The 18,439-nt window shown below is 56.0% G+C and carries 18 protein-coding genes; 1 reads left to right on the forward strand and 17 read right to left on the reverse strand.

Translation table 11 applies throughout. The features are described 5' to 3' along the window. Positions 1–14 precede the first annotated feature (14 nt). Positions 15–1,142: an HNH endonuclease signature motif containing protein gene (locus CSTAT_RS06895; RefSeq protein ID WP_075722912.1), complete on the forward strand. Its 1,128-nt coding sequence runs from the start codon at positions 15–17 to the stop codon at positions 1,140–1,142. A gap of 159 nt (positions 1,143–1,301) precedes the next feature. Here CSTAT_RS06895 and der read toward each other — a convergent pair whose 3' ends face one another. The 17 genes from der to CSTAT_RS06975 form a co-directional block, all read right to left on the reverse strand. Further along, positions 1,302–2,930 (reverse strand): ribosome biogenesis GTPase Der, encoded by a 1,629-nt coding sequence (gene der, locus CSTAT_RS06900; RefSeq protein ID WP_075722913.1) that lies wholly within the window; start codon positions 2,928–2,930, stop codon positions 1,302–1,304. Further along, a complete protein-coding gene (gene cmk / locus CSTAT_RS06905; RefSeq protein ID WP_075722914.1) occupies positions 2,920–3,618 on the reverse strand; it encodes a (d)CMP kinase in 699 nt (232 codons plus the stop codon). The genes der and cmk overlap by 11 nt, the downstream gene beginning before the upstream one ends. Further along, positions 3,619–4,545 carry a pseudouridine synthase gene (locus CSTAT_RS06910; RefSeq protein WP_066839720.1) on the reverse strand — a complete coding sequence of 309 codons (927 nt, stop codon included), beginning with the start codon at positions 4,543–4,545 and terminating at the stop codon, positions 3,619–3,621. An 80-nt stretch (positions 4,546–4,625) separates the two neighbouring features. Next, positions 4,626–5,204, reverse strand: coding sequence for an SMC-Scp complex subunit ScpB (scpB, locus tag CSTAT_RS06915; RefSeq protein ID WP_075722915.1), 579 nt, complete (start codon positions 5,202–5,204; stop codon positions 4,626–4,628). A gap of 11 nt (positions 5,205–5,215) precedes the next feature. Further along, positions 5,216–6,037 carry a segregation and condensation protein A gene (locus CSTAT_RS06920; protein WP_075722916.1) on the reverse strand — a complete coding sequence of 274 codons (822 nt, stop codon included), beginning with the start codon at positions 6,035–6,037 and terminating at the stop codon, positions 5,216–5,218. 12 nt (positions 6,038–6,049) lie between these two features. Continuing rightward, positions 6,050–6,922, reverse strand: a complete 873-nt coding sequence (locus CSTAT_RS06925; protein ID WP_075722917.1) for a ParA family protein — start codon at positions 6,920–6,922, stop codon at positions 6,050–6,052. Positions 6,923–7,155: 233 nt separating this feature from the next. Continuing rightward, positions 7,156–8,274 carry a hypothetical protein gene (locus CSTAT_RS06930; RefSeq protein ID WP_079005495.1) on the reverse strand — a complete coding sequence of 373 codons (1,119 nt, stop codon included), beginning with the start codon at positions 8,272–8,274 and terminating at the stop codon, positions 7,156–7,158. Between the two features lie 192 nt (positions 8,275–8,466). Then, a complete protein-coding gene (gene xerD, locus CSTAT_RS06935) occupies positions 8,467–9,474 on the reverse strand; it encodes a site-specific tyrosine recombinase XerD (protein WP_231869241.1) in 1,008 nt (335 codons plus the stop codon). Continuing rightward, positions 9,475–10,113, reverse strand: a complete 639-nt coding sequence (locus tag CSTAT_RS06940; RefSeq protein WP_075722918.1) for an NUDIX domain-containing protein — start codon at positions 10,111–10,113, stop codon at positions 9,475–9,477. It lies immediately after the preceding gene. 3 nt (positions 10,114–10,116) lie between these two features. Then, the gene (locus CSTAT_RS06945) at positions 10,117–11,058 is read right to left on the reverse strand and encodes a copper transporter (RefSeq protein ID WP_075722919.1); all 942 of its coding nucleotides are present in this window, start codon (positions 11,056–11,058) and stop codon (positions 10,117–10,119) included. 3 nt (positions 11,059–11,061) lie between these two features. Then, a complete protein-coding gene (gene steA / locus CSTAT_RS06950; protein WP_075722920.1) occupies positions 11,062–12,243 on the reverse strand; it encodes a putative cytokinetic ring protein SteA in 1,182 nt (393 codons plus the stop codon). A gap of 50 nt (positions 12,244–12,293) precedes the next feature. Continuing rightward, positions 12,294–14,012 (reverse strand): DNA repair protein RecN, encoded by a 1,719-nt coding sequence (gene recN, locus CSTAT_RS06955; RefSeq protein ID WP_075723839.1) that lies wholly within the window; start codon positions 14,010–14,012, stop codon positions 12,294–12,296. Positions 14,013–14,128: 116 nt separating this feature from the next. Further along, entirely contained in the window at positions 14,129–15,049 is a 921-nt protein-coding gene (locus tag CSTAT_RS06960; protein ID WP_066839708.1) for an NAD kinase, read from the reverse strand. Next, complete coding sequence (locus CSTAT_RS06965) at positions 15,046–15,861, reverse strand: TlyA family RNA methyltransferase (protein WP_066839706.1); 816 nt, start codon at positions 15,859–15,861, stop codon at positions 15,046–15,048. Before CSTAT_RS06965 ends, CSTAT_RS06960 begins: the two co-directional genes overlap by 4 nt. Further along, positions 15,861–16,028, reverse strand: a complete 168-nt coding sequence (locus tag CSTAT_RS13595; protein WP_169833257.1) for a hypothetical protein — start codon at positions 16,026–16,028, stop codon at positions 15,861–15,863. Before CSTAT_RS13595 ends, CSTAT_RS06965 begins: the two co-directional genes overlap by 1 nt. Beyond that, positions 16,028–17,011: an HAD-IIA family hydrolase gene (locus CSTAT_RS06970; RefSeq protein ID WP_075722921.1), complete on the reverse strand. Its 984-nt coding sequence runs from the start codon at positions 17,009–17,011 to the stop codon at positions 16,028–16,030. The genes CSTAT_RS13595 and CSTAT_RS06970 overlap by 1 nt, the downstream gene beginning before the upstream one ends. A 7-nt stretch (positions 17,012–17,018) precedes the next feature. Further along, positions 17,019–18,248, reverse strand: a complete 1,230-nt coding sequence (locus CSTAT_RS06975) for a tetratricopeptide repeat protein (RefSeq protein ID WP_075722922.1) — start codon at positions 18,246–18,248, stop codon at positions 17,019–17,021. Positions 18,249–18,439: the final 191 nt, after the last annotated feature.

Raw genomic sequence — 18,439 nt, forward strand, 5'->3', positions numbered from 1 at the left:
TTAGTGTCGAAGGCATGGATAAATACGAAGAATTTATGGCTCTCACCAGCCAAGCAATAGCCATCTTAAAAGACATGTCTAAACGCTCGCCATACGACATGGCAAGCGATGGCATGGCTCGCAAGACCGCCAAGAATTTCACCCAGCTTTCCGATGTCCTTTTCGGCCCCACCGACTCACCTCGCCTACAACGCGAATCAGTAGCACTTGCTGAAGAGCGGGGTTTAAGCCTTGAGTATTTAGAGATGGTGGAAAAGCACGCCAAGAAGTTGAAGAAGCGCGGTGCCGCTTGGCGCTTGCGTGCAGAACTTATCGCGTTTGAAGGCACCTTCGAAGAAGTCGAAGCCTACGCCAAGAAACGTGTCACGGAAGAAGGCGGCGACACCAAGAAGAAACGCGGCGTTCGCGTCGGCCGGGCTATTGACGGCCTCCGCACCATAAGTATTACCGATACCCAGCGCCGTATTACCGATTTAGAAAAGACGCTTGATGTTGGCATCAAGCACGATGAGGACCAGCCACGCTCTGAAGCATTGCTCGAGCCTTTCTGGGACCTCGTCGATGGAGGCGGCACCGGCCTTATCAAGCCGGAATACCGCACCGTCATTGCTATTGGCCTCGATGACTTCGCGAAAGTCTCCTGCGGTCGCGGCGACGACGTCATCATCGGTCTATCTGACGGAACGACCATGACCGGCGTCGAATTCATCAACGCTGCGATGGAAGGCGCGTTTGGCGACAAACTTTATGTCGGGCTCTTCCACCCCACCGCCGGACCAGTTAATCTCTACGAGACACGGTTCGCGTCCGACAAGCTACGCACCTTGGCCATGGCAGAGAGCCTGGTCTGCCCGTGGCCAGACTGCACCGTACCTGCCGATAGATGCCAGGTCCACCACATCGACGCGCACAAGAATGGCGGGCACACCAAACCGTCGAACCTCACGATGTTGTGTAAGTATCACAACGGCGTCAACGACGACGGACCGGCTACGCCGGGCAGAAAGAAACAAGGAAGACGAAAACCGAGTCGCGGCCGGATGCGACGTCACCGCGGCAAAGTCCGCCTGCACACCCCAGGTGGCAAACTGGTGAGCAATACGCACCACGTGAGCAGCATGGGAGCAATGGACCTGATCTAAACCCACAGCTGAGAGGAGCGAACAGGTGACCATCAGAGCTAACTAGTCAACCGGGCTGGTTAGCCGATTCGGCGATCCCTATTAGTTTTAGTGAAACGAACAAGTAGGCCGGCTATGAGAAACTTAATCCCATAGCCGGCCTACTTAATTGCAAGCGCCCTAACGCTTTTGCGAACGGCGTTCGCGAACACGCACTGCGATACGCACAGGCGTGCCGTGGAAGCCGAAGCTTTCGCGGAACTTACGCTCGAGGTAACGACGGTAGCCCGCGTCCAAGAAGCCGGTGGTAAACAACACGATGGTCGGCGGCTGCGTATCTGCTTGGGTAGCAAAGAGCACGCGTGGCAGACGGTTGTTTTTCATCGGCGGCGGGTTCGCAGCAATTGCGTCACGCATCCAGTTATTCAACTGACCGGTAGAAACGCGCTGATCCCAGCTTTCTAGCGCCTCGATCATTGCTGGCTCGAGACGCTGCAAAGCACGACCGGTTTCTGCAGAGATATTAATCCGCGTAACCCACGGCAGGTGCGCGAGCTGCTGATCAATTTCGCGGTCAAGGAAGTAGCGGCGATCCTCATCCATCAGATCCCACTTGTTAAAAGCAATCACCAGTGCTTTACCGGCCTCAAGGACCATGTTCAGCACGCGCTGGTCTTGCTCGGAGATCTCCTGGGAGGCATCGATAAGCATGACGCACACTTCCGCAGCATCAATGACACCACGAGTACGCAAAGAAGCATAGTATTCATGCCCCTGCGCATTCTTGACCTTCTTACGCAGACCAGCGGTATCAACAAAACGCCACAGTTGCTTGTCTAGCTGCACCAAAGAGTCGACTGGGTCCACGGTGGTACCGGAGACATTATCAACCACAGAGCGTTCTTGACCGGTGATCTTATTCAGCAATGAAGACTTGCCAACATTAGGCTTGCCCACCAAAGCTACGCGACGTGGACCTGCGGTAATGGAAGCGTGGCGCGGCTTCTCAGGGAAAAGGCTCAGAACCTCATCGAGAACGTCCGCGCCGCCACGGCCGTGCAGAGCAGAGACTGGCCATGGCTCGCCGAGGCCGAGCCCATAGAACTCCGCCATATCGGCGTACATGGAATCCGAGTCGAACTTATTCGCTACCAAAATCACTGGCACCTCGGAACGCTGCAATTTGCGTGCCATCACCGAGTCAGTCTCCGTGATACCCACATTGGTATCAACAACGAAGATGATGACATCAGCAGTTTCCATGGCCACTTCTGCCTGGCGCGCAATCGCACCGTGAATCCCCTTGGCATTCGGGTCCCAGCCGCCGGTATCCTGGACAAAAAAGCGCTGGCCATTCCAGTCACCGATATAAGAAATGCGGTCACGGGTAACGCCTGGGTGGTCCTCGACAACAGCTTCGCGGCGGCCTAGGAAACGGTTGACCAAGGAGGACTTGCCCACATTTGGACGGCCCACAATAGCCACCGTGCACAGCTCTTCTTCAGTGTGCGAAGGACCGGGCACGCCGAAGGCGCGCTCGATTTCTGCCCACTCCTCTTCGGAGAGCTCTTCGCCCGCGACACCGCCGATGCCGGAATCAAGGATCTCGTCATCGATGTAGTGTGCTTCGCCGAATTCCGACTCATCAAAGTTGTAGTCGAATTCATCCTCGTTGAAATCTTCGGAGGCCCAACCGCCGTGAGGAGCTTCTACGAGTTCCTCATCGAATTTGCCTGCTGGGTAGTGAAATTGGGTTTCTTGCTCTTGATCAGCAGGGTCGCCGTTAGCTTCAAAATTCTTATCGCTCATTGGCAGGCTCCTTGACAATAGTAATGAGGGCGTTGAGCACTTCCTCCGGGCTCATCGCAGAGGTATCCACTACAACAGCATCCTGCGCTGGACGCAGCGGCGAGGTAGCGCGTGAAGAATCAGCTTCATCACGGCGAATGACATCGGCTAAAACCGTGTCGAAATCTGCTGGGATACCAGCAGCAATATTTTGGTCATAACGGCGCTGCGCACGCACCTCGGCTGAGGCAGTCATGAAGGCTTTCGCGGGGGCATCGACAAGCACGACGGTGCCGATATCGCGGCCTTCGACGATCGCACGATGCGACTCACTGGCTAGCTTGCGCTGCAGGTTCACCAAGTTCGTACGTACTTCTGGGATAGCAGAAACGGAAGAAACATTGCGAGTTACTTCGTCTTCCCGAATTTCCTTGGAGACGTCTTCGCCATCCAGGAGAACTTCGGTGGAATCAGGATCATTAGACACCGTCAGCGGCAGATCTGCCGTGGCAGCGATGACAGCTTGCGTATCTGCAGGGTCAATCCCCTTGCGCAGAACTGCCAGCGTGGCAACGCGATACATAGCGCCGGTATCGATGTACTTGGCATCCAACTGCTTGGCCAAAGCACGGCAGGTGGTGGACTTGCCGGTCCCAGAAGGACCGTCGACCGCGAGGATGAGGCCGTTATCGGGCATATTTGAAATCATTTACATCCCCACCGCTTTGTACAAGCTGGTCAGCTCAGAAGAGTTGAGCGCGCGGATGCCGCCTGGCTTCATATCACCTAACTGCACGGTGTGAATCTTGGTGCGCACCAGACGCTGAACTGGGTAACCAGCAGCCTTGAGCATGCGGCGGACGATGTGCTTGCGACCTTCGTGCAGTTCCAGGCGAATCAGGGACATGCCCTGGTTTTTGTCCACGACCTGGACGAAGTCGGCTTTGGCCATGCCATCGTCAAGCTCGATGCCTTCTTTGAGCGTACGGATTAGTGCCTTGTCGGCCTCACCCAACACAGTGGCCAGGTAGGTCTTGGACACTTCATACTTCGGGTGCATCAAACGGTTGGCCAATTCGCCATCGTTGGTCAAAATCAGCAGGCCCTCGGTATCAGCGTCGAGGCGACCAACGTGGAAGAGACGCTGGCCGGATGCGGTCTTCTCCGCAACCATATCGCCAACGCACGGACGGCCCATGTCATCTTGCATGGTGGACTGCATGCCACGCGGCTTATTCAGGATGAAGTACTCGTGCTCTTCGTTGACGTTGACACGCACGCCATCGACGCGAATGATATCCACGTTAGGGTTGACGCGCACGCCTTGGCGCTTGATGACTTCCCCGTTGACTTCAACGCGGCCGGCTTCAATGAGTACCTCTGCGTGGCGACGCGATGCTACGCCCGCCTTCGCAAGAACTTTTTGCAGGCGTTCGCCTTGGGCATTGGGATTGTGTGCGGACGATGAGTCCTCATAGAGCCAATCGGCTCCCAGGTCGCTTGCTACTGATTGCGCGGTAGCTTTCTTATTACGTTTGACGTTTTGGCGACGGGCCGGCTTGGCGTTCGACAGCAGCATTTCGCTGTCGCGCTTTTTCTTTTCCGGTGTGCCGTCGCGGCGAGCGGGTGGGGTCACGGTGTCGTGTCCTTTTCTCTTAAATTGTTTAAATTACGCTTGATGGAGTCTACTCCTGCGCTAAAGCCTACAGCAAAACCCTAGAATTCTTCATCAATCATGTCCACGTCCGGCAAAAGCGGCGCCAGTTCAGGCAAGCGCTCCAAAGAGTCAATGCCAAGCAGTTCCAGGAGTAAAGCCGTGGTCTCATATCTGATGCCGGGGCCTTCAAACTCTTCCCCGTCGACTTCGCGGATGAGCCCGCGCAAGGCCAGGGTGCGCATGACGCCGTCGACGTTTACGCCGCGCACCGCAGCAACTTGCGCGCGCGTGCAGGGTTGGCGATAAGCCACCACGGCGAGGGTTTCTAAAGCAGCGCGGGAAAGCTTAGTTTGTGTGCCGTCAAGCAAGAATTGTTCCACGGCATCGGCATTATCGCGGCGAGTAAAATAGCGCCAGCCGTCTTCTGTCTCACGCAGGTCAATGCCGGAGCCGCGGATGTCGAGCTCGGTTTGAATCTCACGGAGTACTTGCTCAACATCTGCCGCCTCCGAATCGACGGCGCGCGCTATGGCGGCGGCGCTGGCCGGGGTGTCGATGACTAGCAAGATCGATTCAATTTGCGACCGCAAAGCACTGATAAAGGGCATGTCATTAGCGGGAGTGTCCTGCAAGCTCATGTCTTTTCTCCTTAATCCCAGTTCGCAGCAGCCACCACCGCGGGGTCCACATCGAGCCCAGTCCAAGACACATTGAGCTGGCCTAGTGGGTCTTCTTGGTCGGTTTCTACTGCGCGTGCTTTATACAGCTCTAGTAGCGCAAGGAAGCGTCCAACCACCTGCATCGACAGCGTACAGTCCCGGGTTAACGCAGAAAAGCTTAACCACTGCTCCGCGCCCAGCAGTTTGAGTACTTCCATGATCTTGCCTGCTTGTTCGGGCACAGATACTGCCACCTGGTGGATGTGGCCAATGCCCACTTCCTCTGGCGGTTTGGGACGAAATACGCTCGCAGCCAACTCGGCGAAACTTGCCGGGCTGTGCCCGATTTTCACCAGCGGCAAAAGCGCAGCGAATTGCTCTTCCATGCCCACCGCGCGCGGATAAGCCCTGCGCGCATCGCGCTGCCACTGGGCGAATTGGTCAGCAACCTGCTTATAAGCTCGGTATTGCAAAAGACGCGCAAAGAGCAGGTCGCGTGATTCAAGAAGTTCCAAATCGTCCAGGTCATCAACTTCACCACGGGGAAGCAGGCGCGCGGCTTTCAGATCCAGCAGCGTTGCCGCAACCACGAGGAACTCTGTGACCTCATCCAGACCAGCGGACTGATCAAGACTGCGCGTGTAGGCAACGAACTCATCGGTGACTTCCGACAACGCAACGTCAGTGATATCTAGCTTCTTGCTGTGAATTAGTTGCAGCAGCAGGTCAAAGGGGCCTTCAAAATTGGCCAAGGCAATGCGAAAGCCAGGAATCTCTGGCTGCACTGCTTCTTGCTGTACGTGTTCGGCCATCTATGCCCGCGTCTAGCCCTTGGTGCGTTCGATGACCTCAGCGGCCAAGTCGCGGTATTGCTTCGCCGCTTGAGACGATGGCGCCCAGGTAGTAATCGGCTCACCGGCAACAGAGGTTTCGGGGAAACGAACCGTGCGGGTAATAACGGTGTCAAAGACTTTCTCGTCGAAGTACTCCACAACACGCGACATCACTTCGCGGGCATGCTTGGTGCGTCGGTCAAACATGGTGACCAAAATACCGATGACTTCTAAATCGAAGTTAATGCGTTCAGCAACTTTTTCTACCGTATCGGTCAACAGTGCTAGGCCGCGCAGTGAGAAGAACTCGCACTCCATAGGAATGATGACCCCGTGGGAGCACGCCAAAGCGTTAACCGTCAGCAGACCTAGGGAAGGCTGGCAGTCGATAATGATGAAGTCATAGTCTTTCATCACCGGGCGCAGCGCACGTGCCAAAGTATGTTCGCGGCCAACTTCGTTGACCATCTGAATTTCTGCCGCAGACAGGTCAATATTGGCAGGGACCAAGTCCAGCCCAGGAACATCGGTGCGCACGATGGCGGAGTGAATTGAGGTCTGACTATCCAGCATCACGTCATAGATCGTGTCCTCGATGTCATTGTGGTTAAGACCCAGTCCAGCAGACAGCGCACCTTGCGGATCCAGGTCAACTAGGAGGACTTTACGGCCGTAGTCCGCCAAGCATGCGCCCATGTTGATGGTGGAGGTGGTTTTGCCCACACCACCTTTTTGGTTGCACATGGAAATCACGGTCGCAGGACCGTTCTTCTCAAGTTCGGGTGGCTGTGGGATAGTACGCAGCGGCCTACCGGTTAAACCCAGATTTGGCTCATCTGCGTCAAAGAGTCCCTCGTTGCTCACGTTTTACTCCCTACTTCCCTACCAACACTCAACCTGCACTTCGAACACGAAACTACACGGCTGTCATTTAACACTGAGATACAGCTTACTCGTCTATCCTACAAGGCACATCGTCGCCCGTAGGTCAACGCTTCAGGCTAGATTAACTTATGTCAATCTAGCACCGGATCGTCAATCTAGCGTGGTTTCGATGCCGATAACCTATTACTGCTACATCCTGTTTAGCCACTTGCTTAGTACTCGTACTGATCTTGCTTACGGCGATTGCTCACCTTGCGGATGGTGAAGCCAATGATGATCAAGAGGATCACAATGCCCAGGCCAATGACTCCGTTGGCCAACAGGTTTGAGCCTTCATCATCGCTGGAAGTGCTCGTAGCTGACGCATTTTGAGCTTCCTCACCAGCGCGCTGGTAGTTCGGGTCAGTCAGGCTGACAATGACTTCAATGCCAGTGCCGTCGTTGCGCACTAGCTGCATGTAGAATGGATTATCCGGCGCCTGGCCCTCTGGGTAAGTCAAGGTCAAGGTGCGGCTGGCCGCATCAATATCGCGCTTGATGTCTTGGATAATATTGCCGTCGGCGTCAACATAGCGCAGGGTGAACTGCTCTTGGTCCAAGTTGCCAAACTGATTGTAGAAATCCAACGCTTGGCGCAGCCCCAGCTGTGCCGTAATCGTGTTGCCTTCAATGGTGGACTCTAATTCAATGCGCTCAGCAGTAGATTCATCTAGCTGTTCTGCTGCCTGACGTTCCGGCTTTTCCCCCGGGACGGCTGGCAAGGATGCATTCTGGCTTCCGGAAACATCACCAGTGCCGGTGTTCTCATCGTCTGAAGCGCCGGTGCCATTGGTGCCCTCGCCACCGGCGCCATCAGAACCATCGGCGTTTCCGCCGCCACTGCCGCCACTGCCAACCGAAGTATCACCACCAGCAGTTCCGCCGCCGGAGGTGTTTCCGCCGCTTGCGCCGCCCTCTGCCACCAATCTGATGGTCGCGGACTGGCCTTGGGCGGTGACAGGAACAGAAATCTGTCCGCCCTCTGGTGGCGCGGTGATGGTCACGGTGCTGCCAGACGTGGACACTGACCAGCCATCTCCAGAGTAAGACGCGTTTGCAGACACAGGCAGGCTGACCGTGGTGGTCTGACCCGCTGGTACCGAAATCGGGGCAGAGATTGCCGCGCGTGCGTCCTCTACTGACATGCCACCTGGCAGGGCGTGTGCCGCTGGTGCGGCCACAACGGCGCCGGTCGTAGCACCAAGGCCAAGAATGCACGCAGCAGCAATAGATGCAGCAAAGCGTCGGCTAGCAAGAGTGTGGCTCAGGGCATGGTTGCGTGAAGAGTTCACGTAAACAGTCGTCCTTTCATAAGACGTACAAGACATCATTCAACCCATATTCGGTGCTGTACTCACGCGATTCAAGACAGTGAAACGCGCAAACTCAGCACACAAAGGATTGAAGAGAAATATTAGTGCACGCGGAATGCGCGCACAGGCACGAAAATCACGGTACTGGAACTGGCATGCAGATTTCCAGATTTAAGCGCGAGGGTGAGCAACTCTCCAGACTTCTCGCAGGGAATCCGCAGTAACATGTGTGTAGATCTGCGTGGTCGTTACTGAAGAGTGCCCCAATAACTCCTGCACAGTACGCACATCGGCGCCGCCCTGCAGCAAATGGGTAGCAAAAGAGTGCCTTAATGTGTGCGGGGACACTTTCTTGCCAACCTTGGCGCGCTCAACGGCTTGCTGGATGACAGCCCAAGCGCTTTGCCGTGACAGAGGCTTGCCCAACGTGTTGAGAAACAACGCATGTGTTTTGCCGCGGCTCATCTGCGGCCGCGAACGAACCAGGTAGTCCTCAATGGCTTTGCGTGCATGAGAACCCATCGGCACCAGGCGCTGCTTGGAACCTTTACCGGTCACGGTCAAAATATCTGGGCCATCAGCAACATCATCTACCACCAGATCAAGAAGCTCGGAGATACGCGCACCAGTGCCATAGAGCATTTCCAACAGCGCTTTATCCCGAATATCTACCGCCGTGGCATACTCCCCCGTCGGAACGGCATCAATGAGTGCCGTGACTTCTTCAACAGTTAACGTATCCGGTAGGTGCTTCGCCGGACTTGGTGGTGCGACATCGGCAGCGACATCAACATTGATGTCGCCCTCAGACAACGCAAACTTGTGAAGCCCGCGGGCAACGATAAGAGCACGGCTTGTCGATGCACTCGATAGCGGCTTCTGCCCCTCCCACCCGCGGCGAAGGTCCGCGACATAAGCCTCAAGATGTTGCGTGGTTACATCACGCAGAGACGTTACTCCTGCGGCAGCGAGCCAATGAACATAACGCTTCAGATCCCGGCGGTAATTGCTGACGGTATTGGGTGAAGATCCCTTTTCCACCGCGAGGTGGTCCAACCACCCTTGTGCGAGTGTTACCAGTTCCGGTGCAGGCTCAGTCCCGCCGGCGATGCCGGATATTCCGGAGTTACCGGAATGCCCGGCGGCACCAGAAGCACCCGAGATAGTTGAAGAAGACATCTATTGCTTCTTCAGGTCTGGACCGCTGCGACGTGTTGCAATCGATGTCGGGCGCAAATCAAAAGGTGCAGTTACGTCGCGGGCTTGTCCATGGCCGTTAAGGACCTGCCACGCCGCAAAAATCCCGGTCACAGCAATCGAATTGTTAATCTCGCCGGCAAGGACCTTCGCGACTGCTTCATCGAGCTTTATCCAGGCAAAATCCATGTCGGCTTCTTCATCGCCGAAGGCCTCGGGGCGTTCGACTTCAGTGAGATCTTGGGCGAGGTAGACCCGCGCGGTTTCTTCGCAGAACCCGGGTGAGGTGACGATATCGGCTAGCACTGACCACTGCGTGGCTTTCAAACCTGCTTCTTCAACCAATTCACGCTGTGCACCAGCGAGCTCTGACTCATTTTTCACGTCCAATAAACCTGCTGGAAGCTCCCACAGCCGGCGCTTGACCGCGTGCCGGTACTGATGGACCATCGCAATTTCGCCGGCATCATTGACAGCAGCCACAGCGACTGCACCCATGTGTTCAACGACGTCGCGGTAAGCTACCTGCTCGTTGGGCATCGCGAGTTCATCTTTGCGAACGGCGATAATCGGAGCATCGAAAAGCAACTGCGAAGACAGGACCTTAAAATCGTGCGCCATGCTCTACTCCCCTTGCGGTAGCGGAGGTGCTGCAGCTTCGGCGCCTGGGCCTGAGCCATAGGCACCAGACTGCCCTGCAAGCTGTTCTACGACCGCCAAAGTCGTGGCCAATTGCGCGAACTTGCGGTTGATGGAATCGACGGTGGAAATCTCCGACTCTTGGCGCAAGGTATCAATGACTCCGCCTTCACCAGCAGCTTGTAAACGCCCCGCGACAACGGTGTAGCTGCCTGCCTCATCTAAAGAATTGGCAAAGGACACGAGGTTGTCATGGTAGTACTGTCCACCACCGCGGCCCATGACCACAACTACTGCTTGAGCCGGCAAGATAGTGCCGTCTTCATAGTTGATAAGGCCTGCTTCGCGCAATGCCTGCAATAATGCGCCGCGGTCTTCGGAAGTGGCCAAAGGCTCCGTGGTCTCGGGATTGCGCAACAGTGACGCAGCAAGCGCCTGGCCTGTGTGGCGGCCGGCGGAGAGATCGTCTTCGTCTAATTCTGCGCCCGCAGGCAAGACATTAGCGACGATGGATTTTAACTTATCTGCGCTATCTGGGTGCAAGAATTCATTGGCCAAGGAAATAGTGCCAGAATCTACGGCGCCCGCGGTGTTGAGCATCTCGCGCACCCCAGCGATATCGCGCTCAGTGGCATCGCCGGTAGCGATAATTGCGACGTCACGACCATCGAGTGCGCCTGAGATAGCATCAACAGAAAGCCCTGCGACTAAAGAATCGGCCGAATCAGATTGCGCGGTGAGATCCTTATTCTTCTGCAGTTGGTCGCGGTGTTCTTCGCGTAGGGCATCATCGCCAGATACAGCAGCTGAAGGCGCGCCATCGAGGTTAGGCGCGATGACTAAAGTGCCTGCTGCCACGCCTAGGGCCATGCCGAAACCGAGGCCCGTAATAACCAACGCGCTTTTAGAAGTCTTGGAAAATGCCATGTCCTACAGCCACCCTTGGACCGTAAGTGCGATGTTATTCCAGGTATCGATGAGGTTACCGGTAAAAGTGCCCTCACCGCCTAGGCCCACGATGAGCACGACGGCCGCAAGCGCGACCAAAATCCCCAAGACAGCCCACAGCCAGGTCAAAGAACTGCTGGACTTTACCGTGTACAAGTTGATGATCGCCGAAGAATCGACCAAACGGCTGCCAGCTTTTAGCCGGGTCAGCATCGCAGCTGGTGTTGCTTGGGCTTCAGCGGCGAAAATATCATCAAGATCCAAAGAGTCACCGACCTGCACGATCATCTCTGCCTCATGGTAATCAGCCAGCAACAGCGCTAGATCGGTAGCACTATCGGTTGCAGCGGGGAAGGTCATGGCCCCGATGCCGAGATCCTGGATGCGCTCGAGCCCTTCCGCCGTCCCATCCGGATCAGCAGGCAAGATAACACGCGCGCCGCTGCGCAGGGTCTCTGTCGCGATGTCTTGCGGATTACCGACGATCAGATCCGGGGTATACCCCAACTCCACCAAAGAATCCGCCGCGGAATCCACGCCAACCAACACTGGGTCGTATTCCCGAATGAAGTTTCTTAAACCCTTAATCTTGCCACGGTGATCCTCGCTCGGAGAGACTACAAGCACCTTGCGCTCACGCATCTCGGCGCCGGCTTCGGGGATGCCTAGGCCATCGATAAGCAAAGGCCCCTCAGAGTGAATGAACTCAATGGAGTTTCCGAAATACGCCTCCATGTGATCGACGAGGTTGCGGCGCGCTTCAGCGAAGTCCTTTTCTGCTGTTGCGCGCTCAACTTTGATGCCCTGGCCTAATAAGGTGTCACCAACAAAAACCTCACCGTCAGTGGTAATCCGCGCCTTCTTGCCATCGCGGAACCCAGCGACAAATTCATCACCGACGTTTTCTAAAAGCTCAACCTGCGCGTCCAACAACATGTGCGGGCCGTAATTAGGGATAGTGCCGGTGGAAAATTCGGCGACGTTGACTACGGCGGCAGGTTGGACATCGATAAGCGCCTGTGCTTCTTGGCGGGAAATATTCGCAGCATTAATCACGGCGATGTCGCCGGCGCGGAATTTCTTCATGCCATTGCCCCCAGGCGTGCAATCGCGCAAGGCACCATACAAACCAGGCAATTCTTGGGTTCGAGAAAACAGGCTCATACCGGATATTGTTCCCTGTGCCAGCTAAAAAGTGTGGAAGGCGCGCGGAATTATGCGCTGAAACCTTCAACTTCTTCTTGAGCCTTGGACAGAAGTTCACTCGCGTGCGCACGGCCTGTCGCAGTGTCATCCAGGCCCGCCAGCATGCGGGCTAATTCCTCGACGCGTTCTTCCTTGCTCAGGGTAATAACCCCTGAAGTCACCGAGGTGTCTGAAACATCTTTGGCGACATGCAAGTGGGTATCGGCGTACGCGGCCACTTGCGGTAAGTGCGTGACGACGATGACCTGGTTTGCCTGTGCCAAACGCGCCAACCTGCGGCCAATCTCCACGGCCGCACGCCCGCCCACGCCGGCATCAACTTCGTCGAAGACCAACGTGGTTCCAGCAGTCCCGGCAGAGAGAATGACTTCCAATGCCAGCATCACGCGCGAGAGCTCACCACCAGAGGCTGCAACTGATAATGGCTTGGGCGTCGCGGCATCGTTTGCTGCGAGCAACAGCTCTACTTCATCGGCACCCGTGCGCGAATATTTAGCCTGGCGCACCGCTACTTCCAACCGCGCCTTGGGCATGGCCAAGCCGTGAATTTCCTCTGTGACGGCTTTGGCCAGCTGCTTGGCTGCCTTGGCACGTGCGGCGGTGAGCTTTTCTGCTTTCGCCACCATGTCGGTCTGCGCTTCTGCCACCTGCGCCTGCAGCTTTTCGATCGCCTCTGTGGACGTATCCATCGACTGCAACCGGGCTTCGGCATCTGCTTTCCACGCCAGCACCCCGTCAATATCACCGGCGTATTTACGCGTAAGCCCACGCAATTCTTGCTGGCGCTGCAAACTCTTTTCCAACAGTGCAGGATCAGCTGGCAGCTCTGACAGGAACTGACCAAGCTCGCCTGCAATGCCAGCTAGCTGTGAGGTCATCTCCCCTAACTGCGTGCTCAATTCTCCAAGCTGGCTGTCATCGATGCTGTGCAAGGCTGCATGAGCTTCGCCCAACAGCGTGGAGGCGGGTTTAGATTCTTCAAAATCACCTTCGACACCGTCGATAGCTACCAGCGCACTTTGGGCAGCTTCCCGCAAGCCGTCAACATCTTGCAGGCGCTTGATCAAGGAGATCAGCTCTTCGTCTTCACCTGGTTGTGGATCCAACTGGGAGATCTCATTGACCGCAAACTGCAGGCGATCAACTTCTTGGGCGAGTTCACGGCGCGATTCTGTACGCCGCTTTAAATCTTTAGCCAGACTCCGCCAGTGCACAAAGCTTGAGCGGTACTTTTCCACCAGCGGCGCAATAGCACTCGAGGATCGGTCAAGAGCAGCCAATTGCTGGTCGGGCGATAGCAGTCGCAGCTGATCGTTTTGCCCGTGCACAGTTAGCAACGAGCGCGAAAATTCATTCAACGTTGCGGCCGGGACGGTGCGGCCGCCCAGATGAGCTTTAGAGCGACCAGTCGACATGACCGTGCGCGCAGCTACATACTCACCATTTTCATCAGCGACGCCACCGGCGGTATCCACGATTTCCGCGATACCCTGCGCATCCTCGGTACTGAGCTCATCGGTGATGAAAGTTCCTTCAACAACCGCGCGCTTGGCCCCCGCACGTACACGGGAGGCATCTGCGCGACCGCCGGCGAGAAGACGCAGCCCAGTTACAACCATCGTCTTACCTGCGCCGGTTTCGCCCGTAAGGACGGTAAGACCGGATGAGAGCTCAGCAGATGCTGAGGAGATCACGCCAAGATCAGAAATGGTGATATCTGCTAACACAGCGCGCATCTCCTCCTAGATTTTTAGAACACACTAACGAAAATTTACCACACCTTGATGGATAATCACGGCCAATGTGGCAAATAATTTTGGTTGCAGATATTTAACCTGCAACTTTAGCGGTGCGGGCCGCGCCACCCTTGAATCGGTAGATGCAGCTTGGTTACCAAGCGGTCCGTGAAAGGCTCATCGTCCAGACGCACCCAGCGCACCGGACGTGAACCGCGGGTTACTTCAATACGGGACCCCGGAGGCATGCTGATCTCACGGAAGCCATCCAAAATAACGACGGCGGGAGAGGTCAACGAAGCAGATTCCACCGCGACTGAGGAATCTGGTGACACCACCAAAGGTTTGGTAAACAGCGCATGCGCGTTATTGGGCACCACCAAGATGGCATCAAGTTCTGGCCACAGCACAGGCCCGCCCGCGGAGAACGCATACGCAGTTGAGCCAGTAGGAGTAGAAACCAGAACGCCGTCGCAACCAAAGGCCATCACCGGGCGTTGGTCGACTTCCAAAATCGCGTCGAGAACTCCCGAGCGATCCAGGTTTTCAATACTGGCCTCATTCAACGCCCAGTCTTCACCGATGACTTCGCCGTGCTCATCGATGACGGTGCAGTCAATCGTCATGCGGTCTTCGACGCGGTAGCTCTTATCGATGACCCTCTGAATAGAGTTTTCCAGCGATGAACGCTCGCCTTCTGCAAGAAAGCCCACGTGGCCGAGATTGATGCCCAGCACAGGAGCCCCCACCTTGCGTGCCAGGTCTGCTGCGCGCAAGAAAGTGCCGTCACCGCCTAGTACTAAGACTAATTCGCAACCTTCTGCTGCTTTGAAGTCATGCGACATATAAGGAAATGTCGACAATATAGATGGAGCCTCAATGGGCTCACGCGCAACTACGCGCAGCTCAATGCCTGCAGCGACAAGAAGTTCTGCTGCACGTTCGGCGTCGCGAATATTGCTAGCGCGGCCAGTATGGGGAACGAGAAGAATTCTGCGGGGAGAAGCACTCTGTGCTGATTCACTCACTGAGGACCATCCTTTATTGCAGTTTCAATCATTGATAGAAGCTCTTCTTCCGAAGGGTGCGTGGCACCGCCGTCATTGAGAAGCTTTAGGAAATATTCTACGTTGCCGCTCGGCCCGGGCAGTGGTGAGGCAACTACTCCGTGGCAGCTGAGTCCCAGAGTTTTCGCGAATGTTGCAACTTCCAGGGTTACTTCTGCGCGCAATTCTGGGGAGCGCACCACTCCGGAGGCACCGACGCGGTCTTTGCCCACTTCGAACTGGGGTTTGACCATCGGCAGCATGACAGCACCGGGGGCCATCACCTTTGCCATTGCTGGCAGGGTCAGCTTCAAGGAGATGAAGGACAAATCACCCACCATGAGATCGCATGGGCCTTCGGTGTCATCCAGCGTCAGGTAACGAATATTGGTTCTGTCACGAACTTTTACCCGGTCATCATTTTGCAAGCGCCACAAAAGCTGCCCGTATCCGACATCGACGGCATAGACTTCCGCAGCACCCCCGCGCAGGCAGACATCAGTAAAGCCGCCTGTCGATGCCCCGGCATCTAACACCTTCTTGCCCTTAAGCTCTACGTCAAAGGCTTCCAGCGCGCCAAGGAGTTTATGCGCCCCGCGGGATGCCCAATTAGCGTCATCGCCGCCTTCGATTCGAATTGATACTTCTGGTTCTACTACAGAGGCTGGCTTAGATGCTTTAAAGCCACCAACGAAGACGCGGCCATCTTTGATGAGCTCAACGGCATGTTCTCGCGAGCGCGCGATTTTACGGCGAACGAGTTCTGCATCAAGTCGTCGGCGTTGAGGTGGCATTAATTCTCCTGTAGTGCTGCCCGCAGCAGCTCATGAGCTTGATTAAGCTGCTCTGCTTCTGCAGCAAGATCAGCTACTGGTTGCGATAAGACTTCTTCAATGGACTGATTTAGCTCTTCGGGCGTTATTGGTAACACCCGCGGATCATGAGGAATTGGACCAGTCATTAGCGCCAGCCTTGGATTACTTCTTTAGCCTTGTCGGAAACCGGCTGGATGTAGCGCGGGGGCTTAGACATCGACCACGCGACTTCCAATGCTGTGCGCAGTGCCTGAATGGATGTAGCGTCGGCATCACCACTGTCAATTAACAGATCTAGACCATCGACACGCGCGGTAAACCCGCCCTGCGGTCCAGGACGTAATTCATTCGCATTGCGAGCCATATCCGCCAACGACTCACCAATGAAATTAGGGCGGTGCTCTACATCAGCCTCCAACAGTGCTATTTCATGGGAGACTCCCGTGAGCACATGGAAGGTTGTCATCGCCGCTGCATTGCCGCCCGCGATATCTGTATCTAGGCGATCACCAACAACAAGAGGCTTAGTAGAGCCAAGTCGATGTGCTGCCTGAACGAACATCGCCGGTTCCGGCTTACCAGCGGAAACTGGTGCTACTTCGGTCGCAGTCTGTACAGCGGCAACTAAAGATCCATTGCCTACTGCCAATCCACGTTCGGTCGGCAAGGAGGTATCTAGATTCGAAGCGATGTATACGGCTCCTTGGCGAATAGCCAACGCTCCTTCGGTGAGCTGTTCCCAGCCGACTGAGGGGTCAAATCCCTGTAAAACCGCCGCTGGCTGATCGTCAGCCGAGGACACGACGGTGTAGCCCCCGTCTCGGACCAAATCGCGGAATGAGTCTGCGCCGATGACGAGGATTTTCGCCCCTGGGGAAACTTGTTCTCCGGCCAAAGTCACTGCAGCTTGCGCGGAAGTCAGCACATCGTCTGCGGTTGCTTTCAGCGCTATTGCAGAGAGCTTCTCAGCCACGATCTCAGGCGCACGCGAAGCATTGTTGGTGACATAGATGCTCGGCAGCGCACAACTGTTGATGAAATCTACCGCTCCATCAATGGCGCGACCACCTTCCCAGACGGTTCCGTCTAGGTCTAAAAGCAGTGCGTCGTGTTGCTTGATCAGGCTCATTGAGGTTTTAGAACTCCTTTAGACGCTCGTGCGCGTCAGTCCATTGGTCAACGTCGAGCTTTGCGGTGTGCTCGAACCATTCCTTGGCTTCTTTCTTGCGGCCCGCTTCAGCCAGGGCATTAGCATAAGCGTAGCTCAAACGCATGGCAGGAATGCCCTTTGCATCCTTGGACGGGTTCGCACGCTGAAGAGTGACCACTGCAGAATCATTCTGACCCAAGTCCTGCCGTGCGCCAGCGACCACGATGGCAAGCTCGATAGCTGTTTCAGCGTCAACCTGTTGCGCCTCTTCGCTACGGCCTAGCTCGATAGCCTTTTCAGGGCGACCCAATCCGCGCTCGCAGTCTGCCATCACTGCAAGCATTCCTGGTCCACCGGAAATACGGCGTGCGGCGCGTAATTCGGCAAGTGCTTCCTTCCACTCACCTGCGTGGTAGGCGGCAATACCGTTGACCTCACGGGCAACAGCAACACGACCAGCACGGTCCTTAGCTGCACGCGCGTGACGAAGGGCAAGCTGCGGATCGTCTTCCATCCACTCAGCGGCCATGATCATATGCTTGGCAGTTTCTTCAGCATTGTCTTTAGATAACACCCGAAGATCCTGCAGGATCAACGGATCCAAGTCATTGATATCGATATCATCAGGCAAGTCCGGATCAGCCATGCGGCGATTAATGCGCTCTTCGCGGAAACCGGAACGCTGCGGCGCTAAGTTGCGACCAGCGCGCTCTTGCTCTGCACGGCCTCCACGGTTCGCGTGTCCACGACCGCGTGAATCACCACGGCGCTCATCATTGTGGCGATCTCCACGGTCGTTGTACCGACGCTCGCCGTCTCGACGCTGGCCGCCGCGGCGGTCGCCATCTCGGCGGTCTCCTTCACGGCGCTCGCCACGTCGGTTATCACGGTTATCCCCACCGCGTTCTCCACGGGACTGCCAGTCCCGACGGCCGCCCTCTCGACGGTCTCCTCCACCACGACGTTCGTCACGGTCATTCCGATCATCACGCCAGTTGCTGCGGGCGGAACCCGGACGATCATCACTGCGGCGACTTCGATCATTTTCACGACGAGACTTCCAGTCACCTCGACCCTGACGGTCCTGGCGTTCGTTGTTCCACTCACGACGGTCACCACGACCAGATTGGCGGTTGTCTCGACGATTAGAACCGTGCGAGTCGGAGCGACGACCCCGCGACTCTTCACGGCGGCCTTCGTTATAACGCTCTGACATTCACATTCTCTTTCATTGCTACTTATGGCAGATTAACTCTGGCCATTCTACCCGCGAAAGCGCTGAAAACAGATTCCACATCCTGGAATCTTATGACTGTCTCGTGCACCACACCGCCACCCGCCGACATAAATAAAAAATCCCGCCGAAAAGGTTGCTGCGAGATGGATTTTACTCTCGCTGCACCTCAA

The sequence above is a fragment of the Corynebacterium stationis genome (assembly GCF_001941345.1).
GTDB classification, from domain to species: Bacteria; Actinomycetota; Actinomycetes; order Mycobacteriales; family Mycobacteriaceae; genus Corynebacterium; species Corynebacterium stationis.

What these genes read in the sequence shown, in the direction of transcription:
- CSTAT_RS06895 (WP_075722912.1), top strand. Translation starts at nt 15, where the DNA reads ATGGATAAATACGAAGAATTTATGGCTCTCACCAGCCAAGCAATAGCC.
- der (WP_075722913.1), bottom strand. Translation starts at nt 2,930, where the DNA reads ATGAGCGATAAGAATTTTGAAGCTAACGGCGACCCTGCTGATCAAGAG.
- cmk (WP_075722914.1), bottom strand. Translation starts at nt 3,618, where the DNA reads ATGATTTCAAATATGCCCGATAACGGCCTCATCCTCGCGGTCGACGGT.
- scpB (WP_075722915.1), bottom strand. Translation starts at nt 5,204, where the DNA reads ATGAGCTTGCAGGACACTCCCGCTAATGACATGCCCTTTATCAGTGCT.
- CSTAT_RS06920 (WP_075722916.1), bottom strand. Translation starts at nt 6,037, where the DNA reads ATGGCCGAACACGTACAGCAAGAAGCAGTGCAGCCAGAGATTCCTGGC.
- xerD (WP_231869241.1), bottom strand. Translation starts at nt 9,474, where the DNA reads ATGTCTTCTTCAACTATCTCGGGTGCTTCTGGTGCCGCCGGGCATTCC.
- CSTAT_RS06940 (WP_075722918.1), bottom strand. Translation starts at nt 10,113, where the DNA reads ATGGCGCACGATTTTAAGGTCCTGTCTTCGCAGTTGCTTTTCGATGCT.
- CSTAT_RS06945 (WP_075722919.1), bottom strand. Translation starts at nt 11,058, where the DNA reads ATGGCATTTTCCAAGACTTCTAAAAGCGCGTTGGTTATTACGGGCCTC.
- steA (WP_075722920.1), bottom strand. Translation starts at nt 12,243, where the DNA reads ATGAGCCTGTTTTCTCGAACCCAAGAATTGCCTGGTTTGTATGGTGCC.
- CSTAT_RS06965 (WP_066839706.1), bottom strand. Translation starts at nt 15,861, where the DNA reads ATGCCACCTCAACGCCGACGACTTGATGCAGAACTCGTTCGCCGTAAA.
- CSTAT_RS13595 (WP_169833257.1), bottom strand. Translation starts at nt 16,028, where the DNA reads ATGACTGGTCCAATTCCTCATGATCCGCGGGTGTTACCAATAACGCCC.
- CSTAT_RS06970 (WP_075722921.1), bottom strand. Translation starts at nt 17,011, where the DNA reads ATGAGCCTGATCAAGCAACACGACGCACTGCTTTTAGACCTAGACGGA.
- CSTAT_RS06975 (WP_075722922.1), bottom strand. Translation starts at nt 18,248, where the DNA reads ATGTCAGAGCGTTATAACGAAGGCCGCCGTGAAGAGTCGCGGGGTCGT.